Annotated in this window: 18 protein-coding genes and 1 other annotated feature (1 of these 19 running past the window's edge); of the genes, 16 read left to right on the top strand and 2 right to left on the bottom strand. The window is 47.3% G+C overall.

Translation table 11 applies throughout. From position 1 onward, the window contains the following. The first annotated feature begins 313 nt into the window (after positions 1–313). Positions 314–1,030, top strand: a complete 717-nt coding sequence (locus tag KSP24_RS01905; protein WP_216974341.1) for a metal-dependent hydrolase — start codon at positions 314–316, stop codon at positions 1,028–1,030. A 94-nt stretch (positions 1,031–1,124) separates the two neighbouring features. Here KSP24_RS01905 and KSP24_RS01910 read toward each other — a convergent pair whose 3' ends face one another. Further along, positions 1,125–2,204: a M42 family metallopeptidase gene (locus KSP24_RS01910; RefSeq protein WP_216974342.1), complete on the bottom strand. Its 1,080-nt coding sequence runs from the start codon at positions 2,202–2,204 to the stop codon at positions 1,125–1,127. Positions 2,205–2,388: 184 nt separating this feature from the next. Between KSP24_RS01910 and spoVAC the strand changes: the two genes are divergently transcribed. The 15 genes from spoVAC to KSP24_RS01985 all read left to right on the top strand — a co-directional run bounded on the left by spoVAC (position 2,389) and on the right by KSP24_RS01985 (position 15,285). Beyond that, positions 2,389–2,895, top strand: a complete 507-nt coding sequence (gene spoVAC, locus KSP24_RS01915) for a stage V sporulation protein AC (RefSeq protein WP_016821646.1) — start codon at positions 2,389–2,391, stop codon at positions 2,893–2,895. Further along, entirely contained in the window at positions 2,892–3,914 is a 1,023-nt protein-coding gene (gene spoVAD, locus KSP24_RS01920; RefSeq protein ID WP_013372210.1) for a stage V sporulation protein AD, read from the top strand. Before spoVAC ends, spoVAD begins: the two co-directional genes overlap by 4 nt. Beyond that, positions 3,911–4,267, top strand: a complete 357-nt coding sequence (spoVAE, locus tag KSP24_RS01925; protein WP_013372209.1) for a stage V sporulation protein AE — start codon at positions 3,911–3,913, stop codon at positions 4,265–4,267. The genes spoVAD and spoVAE overlap by 4 nt, the downstream gene beginning before the upstream one ends. A 215-nt stretch (positions 4,268–4,482) precedes the next feature. Beyond that, positions 4,483–5,442: an AAA family ATPase gene (locus tag KSP24_RS01930; protein WP_025675587.1), complete on the top strand. Its 960-nt coding sequence runs from the start codon at positions 4,483–4,485 to the stop codon at positions 5,440–5,442. A gap of 3 nt (positions 5,443–5,445) precedes the next feature. Then, positions 5,446–6,693 carry a DUF58 domain-containing protein gene (locus KSP24_RS01935; protein WP_016324568.1) on the top strand — a complete coding sequence of 416 codons (1,248 nt, stop codon included), beginning with the start codon at positions 5,446–5,448 and terminating at the stop codon, positions 6,691–6,693. After that, positions 6,690–8,936 (top strand): transglutaminase domain-containing protein, encoded by a 2,247-nt coding sequence (locus tag KSP24_RS01940; RefSeq protein WP_216974343.1) that lies wholly within the window; start codon positions 6,690–6,692, stop codon positions 8,934–8,936. The genes KSP24_RS01935 and KSP24_RS01940 overlap by 4 nt, the downstream gene beginning before the upstream one ends. A gap of 142 nt (positions 8,937–9,078) precedes the next feature. Then, positions 9,079–9,609 carry a YqeG family HAD IIIA-type phosphatase gene (locus KSP24_RS01945; RefSeq protein ID WP_013372205.1) on the top strand — a complete coding sequence of 177 codons (531 nt, stop codon included), beginning with the start codon at positions 9,079–9,081 and terminating at the stop codon, positions 9,607–9,609. Beyond that, positions 9,602–10,729 (top strand): ribosome biogenesis GTPase YqeH, encoded by a 1,128-nt coding sequence (gene yqeH, locus KSP24_RS01950; RefSeq protein ID WP_013372204.1) that lies wholly within the window; start codon positions 9,602–9,604, stop codon positions 10,727–10,729. Before KSP24_RS01945 ends, yqeH begins: the two co-directional genes overlap by 8 nt. A gap of 105 nt (positions 10,730–10,834) precedes the next feature. Next, entirely contained in the window at positions 10,835–11,704 is an 870-nt protein-coding gene (aroE, locus tag KSP24_RS01955) for a shikimate dehydrogenase (protein WP_058710245.1), read from the top strand. A gap of 68 nt (positions 11,705–11,772) precedes the next feature. After that, complete coding sequence (gene yhbY, locus KSP24_RS01960) at positions 11,773–12,069, top strand: ribosome assembly RNA-binding protein YhbY (RefSeq protein WP_013372202.1); 297 nt, start codon at positions 11,773–11,775, stop codon at positions 12,067–12,069. Positions 12,070–12,086: 17 nt separating this feature from the next. After that, entirely contained in the window at positions 12,087–12,677 is a 591-nt protein-coding gene (gene nadD / locus KSP24_RS01965; RefSeq protein WP_013372201.1) for a nicotinate-nucleotide adenylyltransferase, read from the top strand. Further along, positions 12,661–13,257 carry a bis(5'-nucleosyl)-tetraphosphatase (symmetrical) YqeK gene (yqeK, locus tag KSP24_RS01970; RefSeq protein WP_013372200.1) on the top strand — a complete coding sequence of 199 codons (597 nt, stop codon included), beginning with the start codon at positions 12,661–12,663 and terminating at the stop codon, positions 13,255–13,257. Before nadD ends, yqeK begins: the two co-directional genes overlap by 17 nt. Continuing rightward, entirely contained in the window at positions 13,254–13,601 is a 348-nt protein-coding gene (gene rsfS, locus KSP24_RS01975) for a ribosome silencing factor (protein ID WP_013372199.1), read from the top strand. The genes yqeK and rsfS overlap by 4 nt, the downstream gene beginning before the upstream one ends. Beyond that, entirely contained in the window at positions 13,598–14,506 is a 909-nt protein-coding gene (locus KSP24_RS01980) for a CvfB family protein (RefSeq protein WP_013372198.1), read from the top strand. The genes rsfS and KSP24_RS01980 overlap by 4 nt, the downstream gene beginning before the upstream one ends. 5 nt (positions 14,507–14,511) lie before the next feature. Beyond that, positions 14,512–15,285 (top strand): class I SAM-dependent DNA methyltransferase, encoded by a 774-nt coding sequence (locus KSP24_RS01985; RefSeq protein ID WP_064962090.1) that lies wholly within the window; start codon positions 14,512–14,514, stop codon positions 15,283–15,285. Between the two features lie 72 nt (positions 15,286–15,357). Here KSP24_RS01985 and KSP24_RS01990 read toward each other — a convergent pair whose 3' ends face one another. Then, complete coding sequence (locus KSP24_RS01990; RefSeq protein ID WP_013372196.1) at positions 15,358–15,747, bottom strand: tautomerase family protein; 390 nt, start codon at positions 15,745–15,747, stop codon at positions 15,358–15,360. Between the two features lie 179 nt (positions 15,748–15,926). Next, positions 15,927–15,958: a binding site (T-box leader), on the top strand; it runs 226 nt beyond the window's last position.

Below are 15,958 nucleotides of genomic sequence, written 5' to 3' on the forward strand. Positions count from 1 at the left end.
GTAAATATAAACACTATATTACCTAATATTCCAAATTGTACAATAGGACTTTGAGGCAAAAAGAAAATGTTGGAAATATTTGTCGATCTACCTATAGGCCATATGGGGTGTTTTTTAAGAAATGGCTGTACAGATAAAAAATAAGGGGAGAGTTAAGTAATAGGGGCGAAACTAGGACTTTTGGATGAAGTCTTTTAAATAGAATAAGCGAACTATTGTTCTCGTTTTGATTGTCGTATACAATCGAATCATGCTGATTCAAATAGAGTGATGTCGACTCTGTGTATGCTGCAACGAAAGGATGTTATGCATCATGATGGGAAGAGCCCATTTAATTATTGGAACCGGGGTCTCCCTGTCGGTATTAGCCTTAAGTGGATACGAAGTGACTCCGGCTGCCGTGGCAGCCGCTGTGGTTGGTTCATTGCTACCGGATATTGACGAGCCTAACTCCATGCTTGTTAGCCGTGCGTTACCGAACAAAATGCTTAGACTCGTACAGCTTCTAATGATTGGGGCTGCGGGGTGGGTGTTTTTCACCCGTTTGGCTCCGCCGCCCTGGAATCTTGTTTTGGCTTTGCTGATGATCAGCGCTTCTTTTATGCCTTCACGGTCTATGCGTAAAGTTATCATTTTTCTAATTGGTATCGGCCTAGCCTGGTATGGGGAATCATATGCACCGTGGAATTATATCGCCGGGTGTCTGCTGATCATATGTACGCTTGTTCCGCACCGAGGATTGACGCACACGGTGTATGGCACAGTAGCATGGACCGCGCTGCTTTATGGTACGACACGTTTGCATGGCGATAGCATATGGCTGGCTGGAGGGATAGCGTACTTACTGCATTTATTGGCAGATTCCTTGACGAATAACGGGATTAAGCCTTTGCCACCATTCAAATGGAAGCTACGATTTAGATTAATGAGTACCGGAACCCGGAAGGGAACAAGGGTAGAAAATATCTGTATTACTTTAACAGCTGTACTTGTAGTGATTGCTTTACTTCGGTACAAACATTTAATTTGAGATCTTCTATTTTTTCTTCTATTAAAAAAACAGTCAAGTACACGTTGTATGTGTCTTGACTGTTTTTTTATAGCTTCCTATTCTCTGTTACTTCTTAAGCTCGTTCAATAATGGTATTGAGCGTTGTGCGATCCAGATTTTGAACCAGCTTAATGATCAGTTCCTTGGCCGCATCATAATCATCAGTATGAATAATGGACGAGGAAGTATGGATGTACCGTCCACATATGCCGATGACGGTGGATGGCACACCAATTCCGCTCAAGTGCACTTGACCAGCATCCGTTCCCCCAGTGGAGATAAAATATTGGTACTTGATTTTGTGGGTATCCGCCATATCTTGCACATACTCCACAATCCCGCGGTGTGTAATCATACCTGGATCAAATACCCGCAACAGTGCTCCTTTACCAAGCTGTCCGTATGCATTCGGATCTCCACCCATATCGTTGGCAGCACTGCAATCCAGTGCGAAGAAAATATCCGGCTGAATCAGATTGGCAGCTGTGCGCGCACCGCGCAGTCCCACTTCCTCCTGAACAGTAGCTCCTGCATACAATGTATTGGGAAGCTGGTCCTTTTCCTTATGTAATGCCTCCAACAGCTCAAGCGCCAGGCCTACACCATATCGATTGTCCCATGCTTTAGCCATGATTTTTTTGGGATTCGCAAGTGGAGTGAAGTCACAGATCGGGGCAATAGCCGTTCCGGGCACAATCCCCAGATCTTGCGCCTCCAGTCTGCTGTCTACGCCGATATCCAGGTACATATGCTTGATGTCCATCGGCTTGCTGCGTTGCGCTTCATCGAGCAAATGTGGTGAGACAGATCCAACTACACCAATGATTGGACCATTTGGGGTCAATACTTGAAGACGTTGTGACATGATGGCTTGGCTCCACCAGCCTCCAACCGGCTGAAAACGAATCATTCCATTTTCCGTAATGCCATTCACAATAAAACCAACTTCATCCAGATGTCCTGCGACCATTACACGTGGTCCACTTTCTTGCCCACGTAGCACACCAAAAAGACTGCCCAAACGGTCCTGCACGATTTCATCCGTATAACCGGATATTCGTTCTTTAACCCATGCCCGCAGCTCTCGCTCATGTCCAGGAATAGAAGGGAACTCTGTTAAGGTTTTAAACAATTCCAATGTTTTTGCTTCCATGATGTATACCTCACTCCTTATTAATTAACCAGTGGTCGTCATGTATTCAGTATGAATGGATTTGTACGGAATGTCCACGATATCATTTTCCTGACATAACATTTCCCCTAAAAGCTCATAATGTTAAGGAGCCAAGCAATCTGAACCGCCAAGCGCGGAACTTACGAATAAGGGGTGGTGAATGATGCCAGCTAAGTCAGGACAGCGCGGTTTTCGTACCAATTCGTCGCCGTTGTCCATAAATGAGAAAGACTATCAAAGTGTTTCCCAAAAGCATGAACCTTCCAGAAAAGTATTTGCCAATTGTGTGCGTGCTTTCCTGGTTGGAGGCGTCATCTGTGTGATTGGGCAGGCGATCCAGGAAGCCTTTATGGCAGGTATGCATATTCCCGCCAAAGAGGCTGCGGCACCGACTGCATCCATGATGATCTTGTTGTCTGTTATATTAACTTGCATCGGGGTCTACGATAAGATTGCCCAATGGGCAGGAGCGGGAACCGCTGTACCGATTACAGGTTTTGCGAACTCGATGTGTTCAGCTGCATTGGAGTATCGTTCCGAGGGATTGGTACTTGGAGTGGGCGCAAATATGTTCAAGCTGGCAGGCTCAGTTGTCGTATTCGGTGTTGTGGCCGCATTTATCGTAGGCGTTATATACGCGATCCTCGGTGTGGGGGGCAACCACTTATGAGAAGACAGGGAGGACAAACCTGGAAGTTTGAGTCGAGACCGCGCATCATTGGTAGTGCAACTGTTGTAGGCCCGGATGAAGGAGAGGGGCCGTTGTCCACAGATTTCGATTATATTTATGACAATATCGAAATAAACGAGAAAACATGGGAAAAGGCGGAACGAAGATTAATTGAGCATTCTACAGAGCTTGCGTTAATTAATTCCAATTTAAACAAAGAGGAAGTGCAATTTTTCATCAGTGGTGATCTGATGAATCAGATTGTCAGCAGCTCATTTTCGGCTAGCAAGCTGGCTATTCCCTATTTAGGCGTTTTTGGAGCCTGTTCAACGTCGATGGAAAGCTTGGCTTTAGCAGCACTTATTGTGGATTCAGAGGCGGGCGACTACGTAATGGCGGGTACAACCAGCCATAACTGTACCGTGGAAAAGCAATTCCGCTATCCTAATGAATATGGAGCACAAAAGCCCCCCACAGCCCAGTATACGGTTACCGGTTCCGGTGCGGCCATTGTGGGACATGCGAAGTCAGGGACGGTGGTGGATTGTGCTACCATTGGGCGTGTAATGGATATGGGCATTAAAGATCCCTTTAATATGGGCGGAGCCATGGCTCCAGCGGCGGCGGACACGCTTTTGTCTCATTTTCGAGATACAGGCAGGGACCCAGGCTACTATGATCTTATTGTAACAGGGGATTTAGCCTCTGTAGGGCTGCCGATTGCCAAAGAGCTGCTCAAAAAAGATGGATTCGATATGAATCAAACGGAATTTAATGATTGCGGTTTACTGATTTACGACATCAATAAGCAAAAGAAGGTCATTGCAGGTGGAAGTGGTTGTGGATGCTCGGCTGTTGTAACCTATGGGCATCTGTTAAAGCGGATCGAAAAGGGAGAACTACAAAAGGTGCTGGTCGTGGCGACCGGGGCGTTATTATCTCCTTTGACTACACAGCAGGGTGAAAGCATTCCTTGTGTTGCACATGCTGTAGCTTTTGAAGCGGGAGGAAAAGTATGATATTTCTATGGGCTTTTTTAGTAGGCGGTGCCATTTGTGTCGTGGGTCAGTTGATGATGGATGTTATCAAAATGACTCCGGCACACACAATGAGTACGTTGGTGGTAGCAGGTGCAATTGCGGACGCTGTCGGAATATATGATCCGCTTATCAAATTTGCCGGAGCGGGTGCGACGATTCCAATTACCAGCTTTGGTAACTCACTCGTACACGGTGCATTAACCGAATTGGAAAAGGACGGATGGCTTGGTGTCATTACAGGGATCTTTAGTCTGACCAGTGCAGGGATTTCCTCGGCGATTATTTTCTCTTTTCTGGCATGTTTGTTTGTTCGTCCAAAAGGAAGCATATAAAAACAGGGTGCTACAATAGGACAAAAGTAAAATAAACTGTATACAATCAACCCTTCGGATTTGATAGCCGAAGGGTTTTTGACTGTTCCGAAAAACATGTACGTGCAAGAGAAGATGGAGCTTGAATAATATGGGCAGGGAGTTAAGTGTACTCTATGTCCACCTTCATGTACAATAATAGGAAACATGTTGCTATCTAGGAGGTTTACAGAGTTATGCCCGTGCGTCAAGAATCTGTGCAGATTGTATCTGCAATACGTTCTAATCTGGAATCATGCATATTAGGGAAATCCTTTGAAATAAAATTACTGCTTACGGCTATGCTGGCCGGTGGACACATTCTGATCGAGGACGTTCCGGGTACGGGGAAAACGCAAATGATCAAGGCTCTTGCTAAATCCATGCGTGGTGATTATCGCCGCGTTCAATGTAATCCTGATATTCTACCGAGCGATATTACAGGGGTATCTATATTTCATCCACGGGACGAGCGTTTTTATTTCCGTCCGGGTCCAGTTATGACTAACATTTTACTGGCAGACGAAATTAACCGGGCGACGACGAAAACCCAGTCAGCTCTGCTGGAGGTTATGGAAGAACGAAGTGTGACGGTGGATGGGGACACTCATATGTTGCCTCATCCTTTTATGCTGTGTGCCACTCAAAATCCAATTGATTTTGAAGGTACTTATATGCTGCCGGAAGCACAATTAGATCGTTTTATGCTCAAAATCAGCTTGGGCTATCCTGATTTGGAGACGGAGCGAAACATGCTGCTTCATCATCAGACGGGCCAGCCAGCAGACCGTCTGGAGGCTGTAGCGCATATGGAACAGATTGCTGACATCCAGCAGGAAATCAGAGATATCTATATGGATGAAGCGGTGACGTCCTATTTACTCGATATTGTGCGTGCGACGAGGGAACATCCATCCGTGTTGCTCGGAGCTAGTCCACGCGCCGCACTTGCTTTTGTAATGGCTGCCAAGGCATACGCTTTTCAGGATAACCGTGACTATGTGCTGCCTGATGATGTGAAGGCACTGGCACCTTATGTGCTGACGCACCGTTTGCTGCTTCGTCCCGAAGCACGCCTCGATAGCTCCAACGCCCAGTCCGTGCTGCAGTCCGTTCTCCGACAGGTTCATGTACCCGTACGAATGGAGCGTTCTTAGGGAATGAACATGGTCAAAAGGAAGCGCAGGCTTCCCCGGCTATCAGGTCGCATCTGGCTTATGTTGCTTATATGGGTGGTGTGCCTGCTTTATTTGTTGTTTCAGGGTGGCAAAACATCGGTCATGCTGTTGTCAATGGTTACGCTGTTAATCGTTTATCTGTGGATGGTTGGTCTGAGTGGAGTTCGTCGCGTTCAGGGCCATCGGCAGCTTTCGCAAGGCTCGGAGTTCGGGGAACTACTGCATGCGGGAGATCAGGTACACGTAAAGCTCAGTCTGAGCATTCCGGGCTTTCTTCCGTTACCCTATGTCATTGTTCGCGAGGTGCTCAAGCGGCATACGGGGGAATCCTGGTCGTTTGAAGACAGTGTCATCCCCAGTATGAAAGGGGGCGGCCAGCTTACATTTCAAACCCCTGCTTTAGAACGAGGAAGCTACTATTTTGAGGAAACCGAATGTGTGAGCGAGGACATCTTTGGCCTGTTGGAGCACAAGGGCAGGTTGAATGCACGTGGTGAATTTCGGGTGCTCCCCCGAACGGTATTTATCCCCTACTGGCAGATCAATGATCGCCGTTCAAGGATGTCTGGACCGCAGACCGTTCAAACTCGAACGCGTCGTGAAACGACACAAATCAACGGCGTGCGGGATTATGTATATGGAGATCGGTTTTCACGCATCCATTGGAATGCGACGGCTCGTACAGGCAGTTGGAAATCCAAGGAATTTGAGCATGAGACCGTTCCCAAAACGATGCTTGTGCTCGACGTACAAACAAACCATTATGTAAACGCCGATCAGTTTGAGCTAGCTGTATCTTCTACTGCTTCATTGCTGGAATATGGTGGACGGGAGCGGATGGGGGTCGGACTGTGTACAGCTGGAGAGAAGGGGACTGTTTTTCAGCCAAGTGAGCAGACGATGGAACGACAACGAATGATGCATCACTTGGTAGACATCCACACCACTTCGCAAGGCAGCTTGATGACCGCTGTAGAAAGCTGTGTGCGCCAATTTCCGCAAGGCTGTTATTTTATACTGATTAGTCCGCTGAAGGATCATCAGGCACTGGAACTTCTTCGTTGGGCTGATACGCGGGGGATGACCCCGTGCCACGTCTATATCGGGGAAGGCTCTGCCCAGGGAGAAGCTGAAAAGTGGATGAGCATGCTTCGTGCAAGGGGAATTAAGGGCTACGATGTTGAGAGCCTCGAAGAGCTCCCGGCTGTAATGGGGGGAGGGACACAATGAAAACCTGGTTACAATCGTTAAAGAGCTCCTGGGCCCTCGCCTTTACTTTCTTGTGGATTATTATTATTGCCATGCAATGGGTGTCTTTTGCTTCCGAATTGTGGCTGGAAGAGACAAGAGCACTTGTACTGACGACCATTACAATGCTGGCGCTGGTGAAGATTTTACTACCATTCCGTCCATGGATTGAATTTGTCGTTAAGGCGGTAACGCTGTTTTTTATTTTGTATCGGACATTAGTGTCTTACTCCATCATTATCCCCTTCGGTGGGGTAGCCAATCGTCTGGATCAATTTATATCTAACATGTCTCCTTATGTTTGGTTTTCACTCATTGCTTGGTTAGTTATTGAAATGGTGCCGCTCATCGTTACAACGAAGCAGCGGATTCTAGTTTTTGTGGGCATTAATATCGCAGCTCTGGCGGTGCTTGATTCCTTCACACCAACTGTGCTGTGGGAGGAGGTTGCCTGGATCGTCTTTGCTGGTATGGGATGGCTAGTGACACAGCATTTGCAGTATTTTCGTCAGCATTATCCTCAAGGATGGAAGCATATTCGGCGTTATCCGTATAAAATTGCGGCCAATATTGCTGTCATTTTTGCGCTTATTATTATGGCGGGTGTGAATATGCCCGAGGTGCAGCCTGCTTTGACGGACCCCTATACAGCGTGGACCCAGCGTATCAGCTCAACCACCGCCGGAACCACCAATGGATCTGGGGCGCTTAATCAGCGCATGAACACTGCATCGGGTTATAGTCGCCAGGATAATCGGTTGGGTGGAGGTTTTAATTTTGATTATTCGCCCGTTATGACCATCACAACTAATCAGCGAAGCTATTGGCGGGGAGAAACAAAACGAATCTATTCCGGTACAGGCTGGAGTGACGGTGGGAACGATAATCTAACGCCAAATGAGGTGCCGATGACCGCTGAGCTTGAAAACACACAAGAAACGCGGCATTCTACTGAACAAGTCGTACAGACCGTTACAATGCAAAATGATCAGAGCTACCCGGTTCTGTTTGGTGCCTATTCGGTGCATCGTGTCCAATCGGTGGATAGAGATTCACGGGCAAACGGGTTGCGTTGGAACCCGCAACAGGCAGAACTTCTTTGGAATCCATCCTCACGAAGAACTGCTTATCCTAAAACGTATACCTTGGTATCTCATGTTCCTGTAATCCCTGAGAAAGAACTGCGTACAAAAAGTTTTAATGAGTTGTACGGAAAAAGCAAACAGGAAGCCTATTTGCAAATTCCAGACGAATTGCCGCAGCGGGTTCGTGATTTGGCTCGGAACGTAACGTCAACGGCCAAAACGCCGTATGAAAAAGTCGGATTGCTACAGCAGTATTTACAGCAAAATTATGCCTATACGAATAATCCGGATCTTTCGCGGAAAAGAAGCAGGGATTTCGTGGATGCCTTTCTGTTTGAGATTCGGGAGGGCTACTGCGATTATTATTCCACTTCATTAGTCATGATGGCTCGCTCCGTTGGGGTTCCAGCTCGTTGGGTCAAAGGGTATGCACCTGGCCAGCAGACATTTTCCGATGATGCAACAACGGGCGATGGTGACGAAAGTATGTCCTCTTACTCCGTGACAAATGCGGATGCTCACTCCTGGGCAGAAGTATATTTAGGCGAATATGGCTGGGTTCCGGTAGAAGCTACGCCCGGCTTTGATATGCCGTTGCTTACGGAGCAGGAGGATTCAAACACTCCAGACGCCCCAGAGGTCAAAGATCAACCAGAACCAGAGCAGCCTGAGCAGGCCCCGCAGATGGATCCAGGGGAAGGATTTAAGATTCATCCTGTAATCATAGGCTCTGCTGTTGCCATTCTTCTGCTGTGGGTAGCTTATATCATCTGGCGTAATCGGGCAGACATTCACTTTTACCTGCTGCGTTTACGGACAGGTAAGCCGCTGACCCCGGATGAAAAGGTGGTCGTCGAAACTGAACACTGGTTACGGTACATGCGAAGGAAAGGCTTTGTCCGTGCCAGCCATGAGACACTAAGGGAATCAGTCGATAGATGGTCACAAGAAGCACCGGAACGCGCTGCGATTTTACATCAGTTGCTAGGACGCTTTGAACAAGCGCGTTATAGTCCTTCGTCGGTAACCGCGGAGGATTGGCGTAGTGTTCGCCAGCAAGCCTCCCTATTGCAGAAGGGACCCTGGATGAAACGATGGGCTGGACGAAGAGCAAAGCCTGATCAGAAGGATGAAGGCTAGTCTGTTTTTACTGGGTTTGATGCCGCAATTTTTAATCTTAATCTATATGTTTAGTAAAAAGCTGTCCGTTTGTTGCGGATAGCTTTTTACTAAGCCATAGTAATATGGTATAGTTTGTCGTATGAAACTGAGGTGACCGACGTTGTTTGAAATGCTGATGCCCAAATTACGGGTGAATACCGTCTTTGATATTGATCTTGAAGGCTTGTATGCTCAAGGATATCGCGGCATTATTACGGATCTAGATAACACGCTGGTTGGTGCAAAAGCGCCGAACGCAACTCCCGAGCTGGTGGCCTGGTTTGAAAAGGTCAAACAGGCGGGTTTTAAGCTTGTCATCGTGTCTAATAACAATATGGACCGTGTATCCGTGTTTGCTACGCCTTTGGACATTGAATTTATACATGCCGCCCGGAAGCCATCCAACTCGTCCTTTCGTAGAGCCATTCGTATGATGGGGCTTACTCCGGAAGAGACTATTATGGTCGGGGATCAAATGTTGACGGACGTGTTGGGAGGCAACCGAATGGGATTGCATACCGTTCTGGTACTACCGATATCCATTCATGATGAAGGAGTCATGACCCGATTTAATCGACGGTTGGAGCGAATCGCGCTCACAAGGTTACGTAAGAAAGGCTTATGGCTTGAGGAGGAAAAGAAGAATGACTGAAAGACCTGACGGCGGAACTGCCGTCAAATGTAGTGGTTGCGGTATCGTCATGCAGACCACTGGCCCGGACCTTCCGGGATATATTCCGGAAAAATTATTAACTCGCGAACCAGTCATCTGTCAGCGTTGCTTCCGGATCAAAAACTATAATGAAACGTCTTCGGTGACGGTAGATCAAGATGAATTTTTGAAGCTGCTTAGTCAGATTGGGGACAAGGATGCGCTCGTCATCCACATTGTAGATATTTTTGACTTTGAAGGTAGCTTGATTTCCGGTCTACAGCGTTTTGTAGGCTCGAATCCGGTTGTACTGGCAGTTAATAAGACCGATTTGTTGCCTAAGGTGACAAACTGGAACAAGGTACGTAACTGGGTACAAAAGCAAGCGAAGGAGCAAGGGCTACGTACGGAAGAAATCGTACTGTGCTCAGCTAAAAAAAATCAGGGCTTTGACCGTCTGCTGGATGTGGTATCTGAACTGCGTGGTAACCGCGATGTATATGTGGTCGGAGCCACAAATGTGGGTAAATCCACGCTCATTAACCGCTTGATTCGTGATTACAGCGATATGGAGCAGGAACTCACAACATCCCGTTACCCAGGAACTACACTCGATATGGTGAATATTCCGCTCGACGACGGCAAGCACATTATTGATACTCCGGGTATTGTGTACCCTTGGCGGTTCAGTGAAATCGTCTCCCGCCAGGACTTGAGCGCAATTATGCCGGACAAGCCGCTGAAGCCTGCTGCATATCAGCTTGATGCCGGACAAACATTGTTTTTCGGCGGTATGGCCCGATTTGATTTTGTAGATGGTCAGCACCAATCATTTACCTGCTACATTAACGGTGGTCTTAAAATACATCGTACGAAGCTGGAGCGAGCTGATCAGTTGTTCGCTGATCATGCCGGGGAGTTATTGTCTCCGCCAACACGCGATCAATTGGCAGAGATGCCGGAATGGACCAGACATGAGTTCCGTGTTCCACGCAAATCTCCATCGGACATCTATATATCCGGTTTGGGATGGATTAGGGTAAATAGCGAGAACGGAGCTCTGGTAGCGGTTCATGCTCCTCGGGGAGTCCGTGTGCTTTTGCGGCCTGCGTTGATTTAACAATGCTGTAACCAAGTGATAGGGCGGCAAGGAACACAACCTGGTTCCTGCCGCCATTCATGTATTTGAGCGGCCTAATATTTTGCAATATGGGGGAGAACAACGATGAGCAGCGGGGAGTCTGGAGCGATCGAACGAGATCTTGTACTATTGGGCGTATTGGGTGATCCGATCAAGCACTCCAAATCGCCCCTTATGCATAAAATAGCTTTACAGGCAGCGGGGATTGATGGAGATTTTGTACCTCTTCATGTCACACCGGATCAGCTGGAGGATGCCGTGAAGGGGATTCGTGCTTTGCATTTCCGCGGAGTCAATGTGACGATTCCCCATAAGGTTGAGATTATGAAATATCTGGATGAGATTGATGAAGGGGCCAGGCTCATTGGCGCTGTCAATACGATAGTGAATGACAATGGGCGGCTCAAGGGCTATAATACGGACGGAATTGGCTACGTGCGTTCCCTTAAAGAAGAGACTTCTGTCGAGTTAAAGGGTGCAAGAATTGCTGTTTTAGGAGCCGGTGGGGCTGCTCGGGGCGTGATTCATGCCCTGTTGGAGGAGCAACCTGAATCGGTCATTATTCTGAACCGAACACGTGACAAAGCTGAACAACTGGCATTGGAGTGGGCGACAGAAGCAATTCCAGTAATGGGCTATTCCAACGAGGAAGCTAGGAATGTGCTCACGACAGTGGATGTGTTGATTAATACAACCTCGGTGGGAATGTCTCCTTTATCTGATGAGCTTCCAGTGGAAACGAGTCTGATTCCGGAAGGAATCATTGTGAGTGATTTGATCTATAACCCGCTGGAAACGAGACTTTTACGCGAAAGCCGTGAACAGCGTGGCTGCACTGTACATGGAGGTTTGGGCATGTTTGTGTACCAAGGGGCAGTGGCTTTTGAGTATTTTACGGGGGTGGCCCCTGCAGTAGACCAAATGAGAGCGGCTGTGCTGAGAAGCCTGTCGTAAGTCGGATTATACATTAAAATTATGGAAATGCCGCATTGCATATGTGGCGACGAAGGGGTTAAATATACATGTTAACAGGTAAACAAAAAAGATATCTGCGCTCGATGGCGCATCATTTGGACCCGGTTTTTCAAGTAGGTAAAAACGGTACGAATGAGCATCTTATGCGTCACATCAATGATGCGATTGAAAAGCGTGAGCTGATGAAAGTACAAATTTTGAACAACTGTTTGGACGACAAACATGAAATTGCGGAAGAACTGGCAGCAGAGACGGGTTCCGAGCTTGTACAGCTTATTGGAAGCACCATTATTTTGTACAAGGAATCTCGTGATCATAAGCAAATCGAGTTGCCTAGAGGATAATACGCGGGGAGAAAATTATGAAAATCGGTATTATGGGTGGTACATTTGACCCGATTCATATTGGACATCTGCTGGCTGGAGAAGCGGCAAGAGATGCCTATGAGCTGGATCAAGTATGGTTTATGCCTTCTCATATTCCTCCGCACAAGCATCAAGCGGGGGCAAGCGGCAAGGAGCGTCTGGAGATGACAAGTGAAGCGGTGGCGGGTCATCCTGCTTTTGAAGTGCTGGATATTGAAGTGCTTCGCGGGGGGGTATCCTATACCATTGACACGATCAAGAAGCTTCAGGAGCTGCATCCTGCTGTAGATTTTTATTTTATTATTGGTGCGGATATGGTGAACTACTTGCCTCATTGGCAGGGAATTGAGGAATTGGCGCAGCGGATTTGTTTTATTGGGGTGCGGCGACCAGGCTTCCAGCTTGCGTTGGATGAGTTGCCACATTATTTGCAGGACAAGGTACTGCTGGCAGATATGCCAGTGGTGGACATTTCTTCGACGGATATACGGGAGCGTGCTGCAGAAGGCCGTACCATTCGTTATCTTGTGCCTGATCGTGTACATGACTATATTACAAGGGGCGGTTTGTATGAAGTACAGCCGTGAGCAGCTAATGGAAGCCGTATCTGGTCAGATGCCTGAAAAACGCTGGAAACACACGCTGGGTGTTATGCATACCTCTGTGGAGCTTGCAAAACGTTATGGAGCAGACCCGGATAAGGCGGAACTGGCGGCTATTTTGCATGATGTGGCGAAATATTGGCCTGTTCAACAGATGGAAGAAGTGATTCGTAACTATCCTGAATGTGATCAGGAGCTATTGGAGCATGACAAGCAGCTCTGGCATTCAGAGGTAGGGTACTGCGTTGCAGCAAGAGATTACGGAGTGGATGATCCGGAAATAAGGAATGCGATCCGCTGGCATACATCAGGACGTGTAGGTATGAGCCTGCTGGACAAAGTCGTGTGTTTGGCTGATTACATCGAACCAGGGCGGGATTTCCCTGGGGTTGAACATATCCGCAAACAGGCAAAGAAAAGTTTGGAGCAGGGCCTTATTGCTGGATTTGACTCTACAATTTCATTGTTACTGGAGAAGCAAAAGGTTATTTTTCCGCTGACGGTCTTGTCGCGCAATGACTTGATTCAACAGCTAAAACAGAAAAAAACGGAGGTTCATGAATGACCCTAACGAATGAGAAATTAATGCAAACGGCGGTTGAGGCCGCTAATGATAAAAAGGCAATGAATATTGTCGCATTGGATTTGCGTGGAGTATCGCTAGTCGCGGATTATTTTGTAATCTGCCACGGTAATTCGGATACACAAGTACAGGCGATTGTAACCGAAATTCGCAAACGCGCTCATGATGAAGGTGTAGCCATCAAAGGGATCGAAGGAATGGATTCCGCTCGCTGGGTTCTAATGGATTTGGGAGATGTTGTAGTGCATGTCTTCCATCGCGACGAACGCGAATATTACAACATTGAACGACTCTGGTCGGATGCTAAGGTTGTGGAGAAGGTATGAGTTTGATCGCTGGTACTTATGTCACCATTATGGTGGATCGTGAAGTATCGCCTTTCGGCTATTTCCTTACCGTCGGCGAGCAGGATGTGTTGCTGCATTATACGGAGCTGACTCGTGAAATCGAGGTGGGTGAACGGCTGGAGGTATTTATCTTCCACGATACAGAGGACCGTTTGGCTGCAACTATGAAAAAACCGTTCTTGTCTTTGGGAGAAATGGCAAAGCTCGAGGTGGCCGATGTCCATCCGCGTTTGGGATGTTTCCTGGAGATGGGACTGGGTCGTCAACTTTTGCTGCCGATTCGTGAGTTGCCAGAAAACCGGGATCTGCATCCTCGTGTGGGTGACTACGTGTATGCCATTATGGAGCATGACAAACAAGGCAGACTGCGAGCTAAGCTGGCAGGGGAGCAGGAACTGGCTCCATTGTGCTTCCATGCTCCTAGTTCGTGGCTTAATACATGGGTGCAGGCGACGGTGTACAAGCCGCTTCAGATGGGCACATTCGTCCTGGTGGACGGGGGTGTGCTTGGTTTTGGTGCAATAGGGATGATTCATTCCTCGGAACGTAACCGCATGCTTCGCTTGGGCGAGGAGGTTAAGGTACGGGTCACGCTTGTTCGCGAAGATGGTCGGGTCAATCTGGCGATGTCGCCACGCAAGGAAGTAGGCCGTGATGAGGATGCGGATCGGTTAATTGCATTTCTGAAGGAACGTCCGGGTGGCGGCATGCCATATTCTGACGCAACGCCGCCGGATATTATCAAACAACGGTTTGGTATCAGTAAATCCGCCTTCAAGCGTGCGATGGGCAAGCTGATGAAGGAAGGACTGGTTACACAAAAAGAAAACTGGACCTACCTGGTGGAGACAATGCCTAAACCGAAGGACGGGAATGGGGAATAAAAAAGATGGCTTCTTACCGCAAGTTTGCCTATGTGTATGATGAGCTAATGCAGGACATGCCGTACCCGGACTGGTTGCGCTTTGCACGGCAGGCTTGGGATCGATACGGTATGCCACATACAGTGGCCGAGCTGGGCTGCGGAACGGGCTCAATTACGATTCCACTGGTTAACTCGGGCTTCGAGGTGGCTGGCATCGATTTATCCTCTGACATGCTGGCAGTAGCCCGTCGCAAAATGGAAACCACTCCTCAAGGACAGCGATTGTTTCGTGAGGGAAGCGTTCGCTGGATACAGCAGGATATGCGAGAATGGATTTTACCGGAGCCCGTGGATTCTGTCATTTCTTTTTGCGATTGCCTGAATTATTTACTTGAGGAAGAAGATATCATTTCTACTTTCCGCAGAACGTATGCTGGTCTGAAGCCTGGTGGAACCTTTCTGTTTGATGTACATCACCCCCAGACTTTTTTGCGTTATGATGAAGAACAACCATTCGTACTGGATGAACGCTCTATCTCGTATATCTGGACATGCGCATTGGACACTCCACGTTGTGAAATTGAGCATCATCTCAGTATCTTTGCGAGAGCAGAACATGAAGGACGCGATCTGTACCAGCGTTTTGAGGAAATTCATGTACAGCGTGCTTATGATCCAGACTGGATGAAGGCAGAATTGTCCAAAGCGGGTTTTCGTGATGTGAAGGTATATGCAGATTTTGAATGGATAGAAGCAGAAGATGACGCGGCGAGACTTTTTTATGTCGCTGTAAAATAGCCAGGAATCATTGAGCTAATATAGAAAAAGAAAGACGCTTTTCATGAAGTCATGAAGGGCGTCTTTTTGCACTCATATATTCACTTTATAGTTCAGCTGAAGTTCATCACCTGGTACACCCCGAATTCCCCAATTCTGTTTCGGGGTTTCAAATATCGTAATCTCAAGATCCTGTGGAGAAATCCCCAAAAGTTCGTTAATTCTTTGAAATAACAGGTTGATGAGTTGCTTCTTAGCTTCTGTCGTTCTGCCTTCAAAGATACTGATCTCAATAATGGTGTACGCCTCGGAGCGACCATCGGCGTATATAAAGTCTTCATGATTCATAGGGAAGAAACGATGAAACCTTTTGTTTGGAGGATAGTTGAACGCATCCACCACGGCAGAGTGAATTACCTCTGAAAGTTGCTTTTTGATCGGATTTAGCTTTTCTTTGATTCCGAAAATTTTAATCTGTGCCATGTCTCAGCTCACCTTTCTTATCTCATCTCAACTTGAATCATTGTAACTTGGAGTTATTATAAAACATTCGTATTCGTGTGTCATGGACAACTAGTATGAAGATGGGGTTTAGTATCAAATGCAGTCTTTATTTGACTTTTTTCGCGGTTTTCAATATAATAGTGCCATTATTAACGGTTAAACAATCGCTGATGAGGAATAGTAGTTTTGA

Origin of the sequence: Paenibacillus sp. AK121, from assembly GCF_019042715.1 — a bacterium.
GTDB classification, from domain to species: Bacteria; Bacillota; Bacilli; order Paenibacillales; family Paenibacillaceae; genus Paenibacillus; species Paenibacillus polymyxa_C.

Bases quoted from the DNA above. Each gene is read 5' to 3' on its own strand.
- KSP24_RS01985 (WP_064962090.1), top strand. From the start codon at position 14,512: ATGGCTTCTTACCGCAAGTTTGCCTATGTGTATGATGAGCTAATGCAG.
- KSP24_RS01935 (WP_016324568.1), top strand. From the start codon at position 5,446: ATGAACATGGTCAAAAGGAAGCGCAGGCTTCCCCGGCTATCAGGTCGC.
- spoVAD (WP_013372210.1), top strand. From the start codon at position 2,892: ATGAGAAGACAGGGAGGACAAACCTGGAAGTTTGAGTCGAGACCGCGC.
- KSP24_RS01990 (WP_013372196.1), bottom strand. From the start codon at position 15,747: ATGGCACAGATTAAAATTTTCGGAATCAAAGAAAAGCTAAATCCGATC.
- rsfS (WP_013372199.1), top strand. From the start codon at position 13,254: ATGACCCTAACGAATGAGAAATTAATGCAAACGGCGGTTGAGGCCGCT.
- yhbY (WP_013372202.1), top strand. From the start codon at position 11,773: ATGTTAACAGGTAAACAAAAAAGATATCTGCGCTCGATGGCGCATCAT.
- spoVAC (WP_016821646.1), top strand. From the start codon at position 2,389: ATGCCAGCTAAGTCAGGACAGCGCGGTTTTCGTACCAATTCGTCGCCG.
- KSP24_RS01910 (WP_216974342.1), bottom strand. From the start codon at position 2,204: ATGGAAGCAAAAACATTGGAATTGTTTAAAACCTTAACAGAGTTCCCT.
- KSP24_RS01980 (WP_013372198.1), top strand. From the start codon at position 13,598: ATGAGTTTGATCGCTGGTACTTATGTCACCATTATGGTGGATCGTGAA.
- KSP24_RS01930 (WP_025675587.1), top strand. From the start codon at position 4,483: ATGCCCGTGCGTCAAGAATCTGTGCAGATTGTATCTGCAATACGTTCT.
- spoVAE (WP_013372209.1), top strand. From the start codon at position 3,911: ATGATATTTCTATGGGCTTTTTTAGTAGGCGGTGCCATTTGTGTCGTG.
- yqeK (WP_013372200.1), top strand. From the start codon at position 12,661: ATGAAGTACAGCCGTGAGCAGCTAATGGAAGCCGTATCTGGTCAGATG.
- KSP24_RS01940 (WP_216974343.1), top strand. From the start codon at position 6,690: ATGAAAACCTGGTTACAATCGTTAAAGAGCTCCTGGGCCCTCGCCTTT.
- aroE (WP_058710245.1), top strand. From the start codon at position 10,835: ATGAGCAGCGGGGAGTCTGGAGCGATCGAACGAGATCTTGTACTATTG.
- KSP24_RS01905 (WP_216974341.1), top strand. From the start codon at position 314: ATGATGGGAAGAGCCCATTTAATTATTGGAACCGGGGTCTCCCTGTCG.
- nadD (WP_013372201.1), top strand. From the start codon at position 12,087: ATGAAAATCGGTATTATGGGTGGTACATTTGACCCGATTCATATTGGA.
- yqeH (WP_013372204.1), top strand. From the start codon at position 9,602: ATGACTGAAAGACCTGACGGCGGAACTGCCGTCAAATGTAGTGGTTGC.